We start from the raw sequence: 14,092 nt of genomic DNA on the forward strand, positions 1-14,092 counted from the left end.
GGACATGTTACTTATATAAAGGGGTTACTTCATGAGTGAGCAAGTTGAGCAAGGCTTTGAAAGTTATGAATTAAGCGAGGAAATAATCCGTTCATTGGATAGCCTGGGGTATAAGCAGCCGACGGAGGTGCAACGTAAGGTCATTCCTTATGCGCTGGGGAAAAAAGATATGACCGTTAAATCCCATACCGGAAGCGGGAAGACCGCAGCTTATGGGATCCCGATCTGTGAGATGCTGGAATGGCAGGAATACCGGCCGCAGGCCCTTATTTTGACGCCAACGCGTGAGCTGGCCGATCAGGTTAAGCAGGATATAATGAACATCGGCAGATATAAACGAATTAAGGCAACCGCTGTATACGGGAAACAGCCTTTTCACAGACAGAAGGTGCAGCTGCAGCAACGAAATCATGTTATTGTAGGCACACCGGGGCGGTTAATTGATCATATCGAGAAGCAGACGATTGATTTGGAGCAGATCCGTTATTTGGTCATTGATGAGGCCGATGAGATGCTGAACATGGGTTTCATTGAACATGTGGAGAAGATTATCCGTGAGCTGCCGCTGGAGCGGATGACGATGCTGTTCTCGGCGACGTTGCCTAAAGATGTGGAGCAGCTATGCCACAAATATATGAATGATCCGCTGGATATTGAGGTACAGACCGAAGCCAGAACGACGAGCCAAATCGAGCATTCCCTGTACGCCGTCAGGGACGATCACAAGCTGAAATTGCTGCGGGATATCACGATTGTGGAGAATCCGGATAGCTGCATTATTTTTTGCCGGACCCAGATCAGGGTTGAAACGGTATTTAATGAATTGACTAAGCACGGCTACCCTTGCGGCCGAATCCATGGGGGCATGGAGCAGGATGATCGTACGGAGATGATGAACGCATTTAAGCGCGGGGAATTCCGCTACCTGATTGCGACCGACGTGGCTGCCAGAGGGATTGATATCGAGAACATCAGCCATGTTATCAATTATGATTTTCCGCAAGAGAATGAAAGCTATGTCCATCGCAGTGGCCGTACGGGAAGAGCCGGGAAATCGGGGAAGGCCATCTCCTTCGCTACACCGTCTGAAGACTAGTTCGTTGCCAGCGTCCAGCAATACATCGGGTTCGAGATTGAGAAGCGTAACGCCCCGTCCAAAGAGGCCATCGCACGTACCCTTCCTGCTTTTGAAGCGAAGCTTGCGAATCAGCAGACGATCAAGAAGGACCGAAGCTCCCATCGGAACCAGGAGGTTCTGAAGCTCTATTTCAACGGGGGTAAGAAAAAGAAGATCCGGGCCGTTGACTTCGTAGGCACCATTGCTAAGATTGACGGGATATCGGCCGATGACATCGGGATCATTGTAATAGAGGATAACGCCTCCTACGTGGATATTCTTAACGGCAAAGGTGAACTCGTTCTGAATGTGATGAGGAATACAACCATTAAAGGGAAGCAGCTGAAGGTACATCAGGCGAAACGCCAATAGCGGGAAAATCTATGGTGGGGTATGTTGTCAATAACTAAATAGGATAGTAATTTTAAGAACCAAGGAGCTAAGGGATATGTTCTCGCTTAGCTCCTTGGTTTTTGGCGTCTACCGATGCTTTCTTGAGCAGATGAGAGGAGGGTGGCGGATGGAAAAACGGGAACTAATACAATTGCTCGAAGAGCTTCGGAGTATGACCGTTAAGCTGAACCTTCTCACAAGTAGAGCAAAATTTAGTTTGAATTTACCGATGCTGAGGCACGGTTAGTAAGAATGTCAAAAAGCTTCTGCAAATAAAAAATTCCTCGTACTTGCTCTACGAGTGTATGGTCAATGTATTGTAAAGACTTAAGAGCAATTTCTTTAGCCTGAGCAACGTTATGGTTATCAAGATCCGACAATACTTCACGAACAACATCCAAGGAATAAACCACTCTCTGAACGGTACGAATGATCAGAATCTTTCGGACATCGGACGGGCTATAAATGCGAAACCCGCTCTCTTTGTGCCGTTCAGATTTAATTAATCCTTCTTTCTCCCAATGTCGAATTGCGGATGCAGATATGTTGGCCTCTCTCGCCACTTCTCCAATCGTAAAAAACGGTTTGCTGCGGTTGAGTGGAAGATCAGTAAGCTCTCTTAAATCAAGCATCTCGACTGTTCTTTGAACCGTTAGCTTCTCGGCATGCAGGTCCACTTGTGCTTTATTAATTAACCATAGAGCATCAAGTCTCTCCCCCTTGACGATGCGTGGCATGACTTCCTTGACCAAATCCATACCAAATCCTGATTTTAAGGCGCGAATACATTGGAAATACGATTCATGCTCCTGTGTATATATTCGGTAACCATTCGATGCTCTTTCGACTGTAGGAATTAACCCCCATGCTTCGTAATGCTTCAATGCGCTCGTGCTGATATTCAACTTTTTAGCTATATCACGGCCATTCATCAAACTTTCAACCCCTTGTAATTCAACCTTAAAGCACATGACCACTTCATTTAATTATAGCCTATATTATAAAGGCTGATTTATTCAAACCTAATCATTTGCATTAATATTGTACGATAGGAGTGTAAATCAAAAAACCAAGAATGCCGAACTTCGGCGTAAAACTGGAGGAGATAATTTGAGCAAAATCATTCCTATATTGCCTTGCGTGAGCATTGATGAACAGTGTGAGTTTTATGAGAGCATCGGCTTTACAATAACCGCTAAGGATAAAGCCCCATATGCGTATGCCGCTGTACGCTACGAGGATATAAACTTACTTTTTTGGGGCAGTAAAAAAAATGATCCCAGCGCCAACGCGAGCATGGTGTTCATTGAGGTTGAAGACGCCGACAGCTTGAATGCGGAGTTCTGCGGCAATATGAAAAGCGCATGGGGAAAAGTTCTGCGAACAGGATTTCCCCGCATTTCGAAGGTGAGAGAATTAAAAGAGGACAGGCGGTTTACTCTTTGTGACCCTTCAGGTAATACATTTTATTTCGGCACACCCAACAATGGAGATACGATCACAATGCGTACGCTTGATAACGAACAGCTTGCCGAGTCGTTCGCGGTTATTTACGACTTGCTGCATTCGAAGGAAAGTCCCGAAATAGCAGCTAAGGCATTGTCGGTATTTAATCGCAGCAAGGTCGAGTTGAATGTTTCGGATAAGGAAAAATTAGCGGTTCTAACATCGGAGATTGAAGAAGCATTAAAGGAAAGAGATGATAATGGATTAGCCTAAAGAATTAAACATTCATTCGATTGCAAGAATTCCAACACGGTACTCAGGAATTCATCTTGGTACTCGATATTCGAGAGGTGAACGGACGGCAACAGGACAAACTTTGTGTTCGGTACCGTGTCGGCGATCAATTTGCCGTGGCCAGGATCTCTCCGTCGTAGAGAAAGTAAATGCCCCTTCCGTGGTTCTAGCGGAAGGGGCTGAAAAATAATAATGCATCTTAGTATTTTCCCTAACGGAGGCTGACAAGTAATACTTAACGTCAGTGCTTCTTTATTTCAGGTGATTTCAAAATTAAGTAGATTTCAATTTGAGTTGTTTCGATATGTTGTAGATTGATTCAAATTGAACACTTAGACGCGGCTCGTTGTATTGTAAGGTGAAGTTAAAAAGAATTTCTCCATTCGTCCAATTCTTTTTGTACTTAATAGCTTCAATTACTTGTTTAAATAATGATCGCTGCTGTATCTCTGTCAAGCCTTGCGTCTGTACATCGACTTGGTTGTTATTTTTTTCTGAAGGCAGGGTTCGAACACCGAACTTCGCAACACCATTGTTCCGGATCAGTACAAAAATAGTCCCCGAAACCAACTGGGACAGCTCCTCCTTTAATTCTCCGAACACAATCTCCAATTGTCGTTCTAAAGGAAACTGATCCAAAGTTGTAGGGGAAATCGGGTTCTCCTCTCTAAGAGCAGGAGTCTTTTTTTCTTCCTCATAGGTACGCTCAATCAAAAATTCTTTTATAAGGGTCTGATAACTTTTGTTTCTCTGCTTAGCCAAAGTACGGATACGTTGGATCAAGTCCTCGTCTAGATGGACAGAAATAGCCAAAGATTTTCTTCTTGGCAAATCATAATCCTCTTCCTCTATAATGGAAGATTCCAACAATTCGTCGCTCATGTAATGATTTGACCAGAATTCCGCTGCTTCCGCATCGCTCATATGTTCTGGAATCTGGTCTCTTGACGTGATAATCTTCATAATTATCGATTCCTCCTTCTATAAGCTTTGGCTTCAGTTTCGGTAGCATCCCTTGCAGTTACAACTCGTAGTTTCCCCATCATTTTCTTAATATAAATCACGACCAATCGTCTTCCATCTTCTGTTGATCCAATAATCCCCATGTTTCCACTATGAGCTGAAAATTTAATACGCTGCGGGTCCATCAAAGCATCTTCCGCTTCAAATGGTTCAACATTATGACGTGCGATGTGTTGAATATTTTCTTCGTCCCATATGAATTGTGACAATTAGATTCTCCTAACAACACACATATTATTTCATATATACAATTGCAACCCATTTTATTCAAAAAAGGTTTGACTTCTGAAGCGGCCTATCAATTAAAATTTTTGTGAAATAGCTGAATAAAGTTTATTCCTCTAATTTTAATATCACCTTCGTAAAAACTTTAAAATCATCAACATGCTTCTCTATAATCGCCTCTAAAATCTCAAGCTCTAACGTTTGGTAGTCATGCACAGCAATATTTCGGAATCCGACCATATTCATCATGGTCTTTGCTAAGCTATCTTCAATTAATCCGGCGTCTAGCAGCAGTTTAAATGCGTCACGACTCGCTTTTGGTACGCCCAGCTTACGATTGCTGACAATATGCATGGCCAGATCAATGCTTGCCTCACAAGCACGTTGAATATTCAGAATGATGCTATCCTGCTTCGTAAAGTCCGTTAGGTTTGCAGGATTGCCCTCGTAAACTTCATGAATGCGCCTAACACAACGCTCGATTGTCGCCGTTTTATTTAAAATAACATCATTCATTGCCGAATACACTTCCTCTCTCTTTAATCGCATCGATGATCGCTGCTCGCTGCTCGCTTAACGTAGCATACATGCTATAGGCACGCATTTTTTGGCGTATAAATTCATTCTCGTTATGTATATAGATTGGAATGCCCTGCTCAAAAATTTGCATGTTGAACACGGTATCAATTTGTTTAATGTCGACTAAATCGACCTCTCGATTCGCAATAGCCGCTAGCTCAGAAGCAAGTACAAAACGTTCATAAGGTGATAGCTGCTTGTCACTGAAATAAGCCAGATCGATATCACTTTCATCATGAGTTGTGCCTCTAGCGAAAGAACCAAATAGAATGACGAAGGCGGGACTTGTCTCTAGAATGATTTTATCCACTAACTTCTTTTGTAACTCTTCGATTAGCATGCGGATCACCTTCCTTTCTCGTATTATATATTTTATATGAAAAATGCGCACTTATACTTGGGTAATACTAGACTCATTAGAGTGGATTAGCTATTACTTAAAGCTATGGATTTTTGCGGCGAAAAGGCCATCCCACCATGGATGGCCTTTCAATTCTTGTTATAAATAACGCTTCTCCGGTCTACGGAAGCTGATACAAAGTACAAACTCCCGTCATCTTGGCTGTTTATCGTGGATACAGTTTCCTTAAAGTGTACCCAAGTTTAAGACATCTGAAAGCGATAAATAGCTGTGGAGAAACCGGACCAAGGTTTACAGTTCGACTCTCCAGTTGCCCATCATCTTGGCGACTCCGGGATCGCGGTACGATAAGAATAGACTCTCCCGAGTATCGAGGGTGGAAATGCGTTCCATGTCGTCCGCGCTCAACTCAAAATCGAAAATGTTGAAATTTTCGATGATTCGCTCTTTTCGTACCGACTTTGGAATGACAACAACTCCTCGTTGAACAAGCCATCGCAATACGATCTGGGCGACGGACTTGTTATGTCTTTCTGCGATTGAGGCCAGTACATCGTTGCCGAACATGTTGTTGAGCCCTTCAGCGAACGGCGCCCACGACTGGTGTTGCACGCCCTGCTCTTTTAAGAAAACAGCACTCTCAGTCTGTTGGTAGAACGGGTGCGTTTCAATCTGGTTAACTGCGGGCACGATTTCGTTATGTACAATGAGGTCCATCAGACGATCGGGCAGGAAGTTGCTTACACCGATCGCCCTGATCTTTCCTTCGCGGTACAGCTCTTCCATCGCGCGCCATGTGCCGTAGTAGTCGCCGAACGGCTGGTGAATAAGGTACAGATCGAGATAGTCGAGCTGCAGCTTCTTCAGTGATTTTGCAAACGCAAGCTTGGCACTCTCGTAGCCGGCATCCTGAACCCAAATCTTGGTCGTAATGAACAGCTCCTCACGCGGTACACCGCTGCGCTTAATTGCGCGTCCGACCGCTTCCTCGTTAAGGTAACCGGCGGCGGTGTCGATCAAGCGGTAACCGGCCAACAGAGCTTCGTACACTGCGTTCTCGCACTCATCAGCATCAGGAACTTGGTAGACACCGAAGCCTAGAATCGGCATTTTCACACCGTTGTTTAAAGTTACAGTTTGCATTGTAATTCCTCCAATTTATCAAATGTATTACAGCAACTGGTGCGCGGTACGTATCCCGGAACATCGCAGACTGGAGTGGGAATTCCGATTACGGCTCAGTTGCATTACAATGAGTTTAGTACCTTCGTGTAACACGAAGGCAAGAGGCTATTATTTCTTTTTTTATCTAAGGGGGAATCCAACATGTATACGGTCAAAGAAGCCGCTCAGATTACGGGACTCACTGAGCACGCGGTGCGCTTTTACACGGATAAAGGTCTGGTGCCAAGCGTACAGCGCAATGAGAATAATATTCGATTATTTGACGAAGAATCGATTAACTGGCTGCATGGTATTAAATGTCTCAAGCAATCCGGGATGCCGATCGATGTCATTAAAATGTATATCGATTTATGTCTCGAGGGGGATTCCAGCATTCCACAACGCTACAGACTCATGATGGAGCATAAAGAAGCTGCGCTGGCTAAGCTCGAAGAAGCCAAGCAGCACGTTGCCCATTTGGAAGAGAAGACTGACCTGTACCAGGCCATCCTGGAGAACCGCTCTCCAGACACGACGAATCCCGCCCACTGGGATAGAATTCAGCATATGCATGGAGACGTGTTTTACTCGCGCTCAGTTCGTAAGGCCTGAGATCGTTATGAGCGCCTATTTTTATGGCAGGTATTGACAAGACCAATTCGCACAAGATATATTGTGAATACACGATATACACAATTTGGTGAGGAGGGATGTAAGTAGTGCTTGCATTAGACATTCGAAACGTAAATAAGAGTTACCCCCATTTTCAACTTAAAAATGTATCGTTTCAATTGGAGAAAGGCTACATTATGGGTTTTATTGGTGCGAATGGCGCAGGAAAGACCACGACAATAAAATCAATCTTGAATATGACCCGCATGGATAGCGGGGAAATTCGCGTATTCGGCAAAAATATGGCCAAGCACGAACTTGAGCTGAAGCAGGAAATTGGGTACGCCATGGGCGGTGTAGACTTCTATACCCGAAGCAAATTGAAGACCCTGACCGACGTGATCAAGAAGTTCTATGCCAATTGGGACGAGAAAACGTACCGCAATTACCTTCAGAAATTCAAGCTGGATGAAAACAAAAGGATTGCCGAGCTATCGACGGGAATGAAGGTGAAATACAGTATTGCCATTGCCTTGTCCCATGGGGCAAAGCTTCTCATTCTCGACGAACCGACAAGCGGGCTTGACCCGGTTGCAAGGAACGAACTGTTGGATATTTTCCAAGGACTCGTCGCTGATGGCGAGATCAGCATTTTGTTCTCGACGCATATTACTTCAGATTTGGAGAAGTGCGCGGATTATATAACCTTCATTGTCAATGGACAAATCGTCCACAGTGGTGAGAAGGAAGAGTTCAAAGAATCCTATCTTCTTCTAAATGGTGCTGCAACTCAACTGAACCAAGTGAAGGACAGATTGATCTCTTATAAGATGAATTCATTTGGATTTACGGGGCTGATTCTCGCGAGAGACTTCGATACCTCCTGGAACATGAAGGCTTCCACGCCGAGCCTTGAGGAGATCATGGTCTATTTTACGAAGAAGGAGGAAATGTATGTATAACCTGGTGATGAAGGATGTAAGGTTGGCCGTGCCCCCCTTTTTCTTTCTGTTTCCTTTCTTGTTTGGCACCTTAATGTTCATTCCCGGTTGGATTTACTTTATTGTCCCGCTGTATTTCTGCTGGATCACGATTCCGAATGTGTTCAACCAATTTAAAGCGCAAAACGATTTGATGTTCACGTCGGTGATGCCTGTCTCCAAACGAGATATGGTAAAGGCAAGAGTAACACTTGTGGTGGGCTTAGAGCTGCTGCATATCATGATTGCCGCGATCTTCGGCGCCATTTCGATGAACTTATATCCGGACGTAACGTATTATTTCTTCCCGCCCAACATGGGTTTCTGGGGGTTAAACCTTGTTATGCTTGCGATCTTTAACCTCATCTTTATTCCGATGTTTTATAAGACGGCATATAAATTCGGCTGGGCGCTGCTCGCCGCTGTTATGGCCGCCATGCTGTTCGCCGGAATCGCACAAATGCTCGGCATTCAAAGCCTGGTTGTTAATGATGTGTTCTACGGCACCGATGCGCAGCAAGTGACGCTCCAAGCCTTCATCCTGATCACTGGAATTGTAATTTTCGCGGCGCTCTCCGTCATTGCCCATCGGCTCGGGGTCAAACGATTCCTCCAAGTGGAAACTTAATGAACATCGCGATCTCTAACACATCTGACAAACCGATTTACCAGCAGCTTTTTGAGCAAATCAGCGCCCAGATTTTGAAAGGAGAATTGGAAAACGGCTATTGTCTTCCACCGATCCGACAAGCGGCTCAGGAGCTGAGCATCAGCGTGATTACCGTCAAAAAGGCTTGGGAAGCATTAGAGAGATCTGGGCTTATCCATACCATTACGGGAAAGGGTTGTTTTGTCGCCGACCTGTCCTCCGATCGGAAATTACAAATTCGCAATGAAATGATCCTTAAACAAATGCTTCTTGACACCTCCTACTACAAATCCTTCGGCCTTACCCTGGATGATGTGATTGAGATGTTAAAGAAGGTATATTAGGCGAAAGGGGAGCTATAGTAACAGCTCCCCTTTCGCTTTTTTTCGCGATTTATTTACAAGAATGGAAGGGTGATTGCTAGACGCTCCTGTGTTAAACTATGACCAAATATATCCAAAATACCACCTGTCAAAAGGAGTCTGCTATGAGCGAGATGACATTGGATCTGCAAGTATTAGAAAATTTAAAGCCGGCGTTAACGTCGTTCTGCTACAGAATGCTGGGATCCATCGATGATGCGGACGATGCTGTTCAAGAGGTATACATCCGTGTATGGCAGAGCAGGGACTCATTCCGGCAGGAATCATCGTATAAAACCTGGATTTATCGCATCGCCTCGAACTTATGTCTGGACAAGCTGAGACAAGCTAAACGCCGTGCGCTGCCCGTTGATCTCTCCGAACCGGCGGCCTCCATCATTGAACCCCACGAAACGTTGCCCGACTCCTCATGGGTATGGATTGCTCCTGATATGGGGGGGAATCCCGAAGAAGCTTTCATTCGCAAAGATACTCTACAGCTCTGCTTCATTGCACTACTTCAAACCTTACCGCCTCGCCAGCGTGCCGTACTTATTCTGAAGGATGTATTTGACTGGTCATCTAAAGAGATTGCTGAAGCGTTGAGTTTATCGCCAGCGGCCGTCAACAGCGCTTTGCAAAGAGCCAGGGAGACGATGAACAGGACCCAGCTCCGTTCCGAAGAGCTTAGCCGGATGGAGATTCAGCCGGATCGCGAGCTGCTGTCACGGTATGTGGACGCCTTTGAACAATTCGATGTCGATGCGCTAGTCGCGCTATTCCATGAGGAGGGCTGCATGTCGATGCCGCCTTTCCCGATGTGGGTGCGCGGCAAGGACGATTTGTTCAAGTTCTTCTCGCTGACACGAGGTCATTGCGAAGGCTCACGCTTCCTGCCGATTACAGTAAACGGCGGCTATCCTGCTTATGCACAGTATATGCCAAGTCCTGATGCGTCCGTCCTGATCCCTTGGGGAATTCACGTCATTGAAGCCCAAGATGGGAAGATAAGGCATGTCCAAAATTTCATTAATACCAAATTATTTTCACGATTTGGGCTTCCTGAGCAGATAGACCGATGAATTTTGAGGCCCCATAACGTCTATATCATTGAATAACAAAAAAACGATAAGAGGTGTCTTCAAAATGGGAACAAGTAATGGAACGAAAATAACGGTTCAGGCCGTCATTCAAGCACCAATGGAAAAGGTATGGAGCTGCTGGACGGAGCCGGCACACATTATGAAGTGGAATCAAGCTTCTGAGGATTGGCATGTGCCGAATGCGGAGAATGATTTGCGGACGGGCGGCAAGTTTCTGACCAGAATGGAAGCGAAGGATGGCAGCATGGGGTTTGATTTTGCCGGTGTATATGATGAAGTGAAAACGCATGAGTTGATTTCATATACGTTAGGAGATGGGAGAAAAGTCGAGATCACCTTTATGGAGCAAGGCAGCGAAACGAAGGTCGTGGAAACGTTTGACCCCGAAAGCACGAATCCGGCCGAGTTCCAGCAAGCCGGCTGGCAAGCGATCATGGACAATTTCAAGGCGTACACGGAGCGATCCTAGGCGGTTCGTTCGAATATCGTCCAAATCCAAGGAGGTAGTATGTATGACTTCAAAACTAACCCCGTATATTACGCTGGAGGGGAACACGAAGGATGCCATCCAGTTCTATGAACAAGCCATCGGTGCCAAGGTTCTCTCGCTCATTACGTACGGTGAAATGCCGGATATGCCAAGTACATTTACCGATGATTTCAAGAGCCTTGTGGCACACGCAAAGCTGCAGGTTGGTGAATCGGAACTTATGTTTTCCGATGCTCCATGGGGTTCGCCTATTGCCGATGGAAAGCGGGTAACCATTTGCATTACATCGAATGAGGTGGAACAATCGAAACGAATCTATGACGCACTGCAGCAAGGCGGTCAAGTCAATATTCCGTTTAAGGAAGAGCCTTTTAGTCCTGGTTTTGGTGATGTGACAGATAAATTCGGCATAACCTTTCAAATTTTCACGGAATTTCAAAACTAAATGATGGCCAAGGAGTCGCCCAACATTGGTGCGGCTCTTTTTCTGCACATTTGCGTCCAGATGGGAAGGACTCGGCTATTACTAAAAGCTATAGCTAGCCATACGTTTTACATATAACATGCAATCTATTCAATCGTGATATATTCAATAGATTATAGCGTTGAAGGAGAGACATCTATGATTCCATTTCGTAATGATCATGTAGGCAGCTTTTTACGTCCTGCCAACTTAACTCAGGCACGTGAGCAATATAAATCAGGCAATATCACATATGAACAATTAACGGCAGTGGAAGATAATGAGATCATCCGTATTATTGAGAAGCAGAAGCAGAATGGCATAGCAGCCGTAACGGACGGCGAGTTCCGCAGAAGCTGGTGGCATTTTGATTTTCTCGGCGGCTTGGATGGAGTAGAGTTATTCGAAGAAATAGCGGGACTGAAATTTCACAACATGGTAACTCGCAAAGGCGGTATTCGCATTGTCGGTAAAGTGGATTTCTCGACGCATCCGTTTATTCAGCATTTCGAGTTTTTGAAAAAGCACGCGGGTGACACAGTGGCAAAACAGACCATTCCTAGCCCGAATATGCTTCTGTATCGTGTGGAATACAATGACGAAATTTATAAGGACCGTGAATCGTTCCTTCAGGACACCATCACGGCCTATCAAAAAGCGATCCAAGCCTTCTATGATGCAGGATGCCGATACTTGCAATTAGATGATACAGCCTGGGCAGATCTGTTCTCTGAAGCAGGTCACGATAAGCTGCGTGCAAAAGGCTGGGATCCGGCAGAAGAGCTGAAAATTATGCAGCGGATGATTAACGAGTCTTTGGCTCATAAACCAGAGGATTTAGTGGTGACGATGCATATTTGCCGTGGTAATTATAAATCCAATTATTTCTCAACCGGCGGTTATGATTACGCTTCTGAAGTCATATTTGGAGGATTAAACGTGGACGGGCTGTTCCTGGAATTCGATGACGAGCGTTCAGGTGGATTCGAGCCATTAAAATATGTGAATCGTAAAGATTTAAAAGTCGTACTCGGCTTAATCACATCAAAATCAGGTGAATTAGAAGACAAGGAACGAATTAAAGCGCGGATTGCAGAGGCGGCGACCTATGTACCGCTTGAACAGCTATGTTTGAGCCCGCAATGCGGCTTCTCGTCTACAGAAGAAGGCAATATCTTAACAGAAGAACAACAATGGCGTAAACTTCGTTTCGTGAAAGAAATTGCCGACGAAGTTTGGAATTCATAGATCCATACAACGGAGGGATTGAACATGACAATTCAAGCGGACCAAGAGACGATTGTAGTTGAGAACTTCATTAAGGGTCAACGAGTAAAATCCATTTCCCAATCAGCAAAAGAGAATCCGGCAAACCCAACTGAAATAGTGGGCTATTTCCCGGTCACCACAAAAGAGCAAGCGGCTGAAGCGATTGAGGCGGCGGCAGAGGCTTTTACAGCATGGAAGCAGAGTGCAATTGACGAGCGCATTACTCGCATGCGCAAGGCGATTGAGAAAGTTAGAGCAGCGGAGAATGACATTGTCCAATTGCTGTCTAGAGAGCACGGCAAGCCGCTTTATGATGCCCATGGTGAAATGTATGTTGCATTGATGTGGATGGAATTTGCCTGTGATCAGGCCAAGTCGGTTCTACAGGAAGAAGTTAAAGACCATGAGACGGGTAAAACGATCATATCCCATGATCCCATTGGTGTGGTGGCGGCGATTAGCCCATGGAACTATCCCATTGCGCTGTCCACGATTAAGATCGCTCCCGCCTTACTTGCCGGCAACACAATTGTGCTGAAGCCAAGTCCATTTGCCCCACTGGCAGCAACCAAAGTGGCAGAGATCATTGCGGGTGAGTTTCCGGCTGGTGTGATCAACGTCGTTCATGGTGAATCCGATGTGGGTATTGAACTGACCTCGAACCCTCTTGTCGCCAAGATTGCCTTTACAGGCGGAACCGAAACAGCGAAGCATATTATGAAGGCTGCTTCGGAAACGATTAAGCATATGACGCTTGAGCTCGGCGGCAACGATGCGGCGATCTTCCTGGAAGGCTTTGATGTTAACGATGAGCGGGCCATGCGCCGAATTGTCGTTTCTAACTTTTTGACAACAGGCCAGATCTGCATGATTGCCAAACGTGTATATGTTCATCGTTCGATTTATGATGCCTTCGTGGACAAATATATAGAGGCCGCCAATCGCTGGATTCGAATCGGAGACCCATTTGATCCGAATACGACGGTCGGTCCGGTCAATAACCTGAAGCAGAAACAATATGTGGAGGGCCTGGTCGAAGATGCGAAGAAACGCGGAGCGAGAGTCATTCCTCTGGGACAAATTCTCGATCAGAAGCGGATTGATGAAGGCTACTACTTGCAGCCGACCCTTGTGCTCGATTGTGACTATCGTGATCCAATTGTGGTAGAGGAACAGTTCGGTCCTACGGTACCGATCCTGCCCTTTGACGATGAAGAGCAGGTTATTGCATTGCATAATGAGAGCATCTATGGACTCACGAGCTCTGTCTGGGGAAGAGAAGAAGATGCCATTCGGGTGGCACGCAGGCTCGAAGCAGGTACGACAATGATCAATACAGCTGCTGTGCAAGGGCTCGATGTAAGGTTCCCTTTTGGCGGCGTCAAACAATCCGGCGTTGGCCGCGAATATGGCGAGGAAGGCATCCTCACTTATACGGAAACACATGTCATCAACGTACCGAAGGCACTGGATCTCCCTTATATACCGGAATAGTCTTTATAACGTACATCCTCGATATAGTAAATGATTTTTTGAAGAGGCGCTCTAATGGGCGCCTTTTT

The 14,092-nt window shown here is 45.5% G+C and carries 16 protein-coding genes and 1 pseudogene; 11 read left to right on the forward strand and 6 right to left on the reverse strand.

Translation table 11 applies throughout. The annotated features are described in order from the left end of the window. The first annotated feature begins 31 nt into the window (after window positions 1-31). Window positions 32-1,489 (forward strand): annotated as a pseudogene (locus TCA2_RS16055) (DEAD/DEAH box helicase). Window positions 1,490-1,722: 233 nt separating this feature from the next. On the opposite strand, the gene TCA2_RS16060 reads toward TCA2_RS16055, so the two are convergent. Then, a complete protein-coding gene (locus TCA2_RS16060) occupies window positions 1,723-2,442 on the reverse strand; it encodes a MerR family transcriptional regulator (RefSeq protein WP_047912622.1) in 720 nt (239 codons plus the stop codon). A gap of 178 nt (window positions 2,443-2,620) precedes the next feature. Here TCA2_RS16060 and TCA2_RS26210 point away from each other — a divergent pair, with 178 nt between their 5' ends. Further along, entirely contained in the window at window positions 2,621-3,229 is a 609-nt protein-coding gene (locus tag TCA2_RS26210; RefSeq protein ID WP_052512079.1) for a hypothetical protein, read from the forward strand. Window positions 3,230-3,523: 294 nt separating this feature from the next. On the opposite strand, the gene TCA2_RS27230 is transcribed toward TCA2_RS26210, so the two are convergent. From TCA2_RS27230 to TCA2_RS16090, 5 genes are all read right to left on the reverse strand, one after another. Then, window positions 3,524-4,213 (reverse strand): CopG family antitoxin, encoded by a 690-nt coding sequence (locus TCA2_RS27230; protein WP_193746064.1) that lies wholly within the window; start codon window positions 4,211-4,213, stop codon window positions 3,524-3,526. Between the two features lie 2 nt (window positions 4,214-4,215). Next, on the reverse strand, window positions 4,216-4,482 hold the full coding sequence (locus TCA2_RS16075) for a BrnT family toxin (protein ID WP_047912623.1): 267 nt from the start codon (window positions 4,480-4,482) through the stop codon (window positions 4,216-4,218). Between the two features lie 124 nt (window positions 4,483-4,606). Beyond that, window positions 4,607-5,014 (reverse strand): DUF86 domain-containing protein, encoded by a 408-nt coding sequence (locus TCA2_RS16080; protein WP_047912624.1) that lies wholly within the window; start codon window positions 5,012-5,014, stop codon window positions 4,607-4,609. Then, window positions 5,007-5,417, reverse strand: a complete 411-nt coding sequence (locus tag TCA2_RS16085; RefSeq protein WP_047912625.1) for a nucleotidyltransferase domain-containing protein — start codon at window positions 5,415-5,417, stop codon at window positions 5,007-5,009. The genes TCA2_RS16080 and TCA2_RS16085 overlap by 8 nt, the downstream gene beginning before the upstream one ends. A gap of 312 nt (window positions 5,418-5,729) precedes the next feature. Continuing rightward, the gene (locus TCA2_RS16090) at window positions 5,730-6,581 is read right to left on the reverse strand and encodes an aldo/keto reductase (protein ID WP_047912626.1); all 852 of its coding nucleotides are present in this window, start codon (window positions 6,579-6,581) and stop codon (window positions 5,730-5,732) included. A 183-nt stretch (window positions 6,582-6,764) separates the two neighbouring features. Here TCA2_RS16090 and TCA2_RS16095 point away from each other — a divergent pair, with 183 nt between their 5' ends. The 9 genes from TCA2_RS16095 (at window position 6,765) to TCA2_RS16135 (ending at window position 14,024) form a co-directional block, all read left to right on the forward strand. Beyond that, window positions 6,765-7,214, forward strand: a complete 450-nt coding sequence (locus tag TCA2_RS16095; RefSeq protein WP_047912627.1) for a MerR family transcriptional regulator — start codon at window positions 6,765-6,767, stop codon at window positions 7,212-7,214. 107 nt (window positions 7,215-7,321) lie between these two features. Beyond that, the gene (locus TCA2_RS16100; RefSeq protein WP_047912628.1) at window positions 7,322-8,176 is read left to right on the forward strand and encodes an ABC transporter ATP-binding protein; all 855 of its coding nucleotides are present in this window, start codon (window positions 7,322-7,324) and stop codon (window positions 8,174-8,176) included. Next, window positions 8,169-8,822, forward strand: a complete 654-nt coding sequence (locus TCA2_RS16105; protein ID WP_047912629.1) for an ABC-2 transporter permease — start codon at window positions 8,169-8,171, stop codon at window positions 8,820-8,822. The genes TCA2_RS16100 and TCA2_RS16105 overlap by 8 nt, the downstream gene beginning before the upstream one ends. Next, entirely contained in the window at window positions 8,822-9,187 is a 366-nt protein-coding gene (locus TCA2_RS16110; RefSeq protein WP_047912630.1) for a GntR family transcriptional regulator, read from the forward strand. Before TCA2_RS16105 ends, TCA2_RS16110 begins: the two co-directional genes overlap by 1 nt. Before the next feature lie 98 nt (window positions 9,188-9,285). Then, on the forward strand, window positions 9,286-10,287 hold the full coding sequence (locus TCA2_RS16115) for a sigma-70 family RNA polymerase sigma factor (RefSeq protein WP_081872580.1): 1,002 nt from the start codon (window positions 9,286-9,288) through the stop codon (window positions 10,285-10,287). A 64-nt stretch (window positions 10,288-10,351) separates the two neighbouring features. Next, a complete protein-coding gene (locus TCA2_RS16120) occupies window positions 10,352-10,777 on the forward strand; it encodes an SRPBCC family protein (RefSeq protein WP_047912632.1) in 426 nt (141 codons plus the stop codon). Between the two features lie 43 nt (window positions 10,778-10,820). Continuing rightward, on the forward strand, window positions 10,821-11,243 hold the full coding sequence (locus tag TCA2_RS16125) for a VOC family protein (protein WP_047912633.1): 423 nt from the start codon (window positions 10,821-10,823) through the stop codon (window positions 11,241-11,243). 177 nt (window positions 11,244-11,420) lie between these two features. Beyond that, window positions 11,421-12,509, forward strand: coding sequence for a 5-methyltetrahydropteroyltriglutamate--homocysteine S-methyltransferase (locus tag TCA2_RS16130; protein WP_047912634.1), 1,089 nt, complete (start codon window positions 11,421-11,423; stop codon window positions 12,507-12,509). A 24-nt stretch (window positions 12,510-12,533) separates the two neighbouring features. Beyond that, a complete protein-coding gene (locus TCA2_RS16135) occupies window positions 12,534-14,024 on the forward strand; it encodes an aldehyde dehydrogenase family protein (protein ID WP_047912635.1) in 1,491 nt (496 codons plus the stop codon). The last annotated feature ends 68 nt before the right edge of the window (window positions 14,025-14,092 follow it).

Source organism: Paenibacillus sp. TCA20, assembly GCF_000732325.1.
Classification (GTDB): Bacteria; Bacillota; Bacilli; order Paenibacillales; family Paenibacillaceae; genus Paenibacillus; species Paenibacillus urinalis.

Coding starts and splice junctions, on each gene's coding strand:
- TCA2_RS16060 (WP_047912622.1), bottom strand. CDS start 2,442: ATGAATGGCCGTGATATAGCTAAAAAGTTGAATATCAGCACGAGCGCA.
- TCA2_RS27230 (WP_193746064.1), bottom strand. CDS start 4,213: ATGAAGATTATCACGTCAAGAGACCAGATTCCAGAACATATGAGCGAT.
- TCA2_RS16080 (WP_047912624.1), bottom strand. CDS start 5,014: ATGAATGATGTTATTTTAAATAAAACGGCGACAATCGAGCGTTGTGTT.
- TCA2_RS16085 (WP_047912625.1), bottom strand. CDS start 5,417: ATGCTAATCGAAGAGTTACAAAAGAAGTTAGTGGATAAAATCATTCTA.
- TCA2_RS16090 (WP_047912626.1), bottom strand. CDS start 6,581: ATGCAAACTGTAACTTTAAACAACGGTGTGAAAATGCCGATTCTAGGC.
- TCA2_RS16095 (WP_047912627.1), top strand. CDS start 6,765: ATGTATACGGTCAAAGAAGCCGCTCAGATTACGGGACTCACTGAGCAC.
- TCA2_RS16105 (WP_047912629.1), top strand. CDS start 8,169: ATGTATAACCTGGTGATGAAGGATGTAAGGTTGGCCGTGCCCCCCTTT.
- TCA2_RS16110 (WP_047912630.1), top strand. CDS start 8,822: ATGAACATCGCGATCTCTAACACATCTGACAAACCGATTTACCAGCAG.
- TCA2_RS16115 (WP_081872580.1), top strand. CDS start 9,286: ATGACCAAATATATCCAAAATACCACCTGTCAAAAGGAGTCTGCTATG.
- TCA2_RS16120 (WP_047912632.1), top strand. CDS start 10,352: ATGGGAACAAGTAATGGAACGAAAATAACGGTTCAGGCCGTCATTCAA.
- TCA2_RS16125 (WP_047912633.1), top strand. CDS start 10,821: ATGACTTCAAAACTAACCCCGTATATTACGCTGGAGGGGAACACGAAG.
- TCA2_RS16130 (WP_047912634.1), top strand. CDS start 11,421: ATGATTCCATTTCGTAATGATCATGTAGGCAGCTTTTTACGTCCTGCC.
- TCA2_RS16135 (WP_047912635.1), top strand. CDS start 12,534: ATGACAATTCAAGCGGACCAAGAGACGATTGTAGTTGAGAACTTCATT.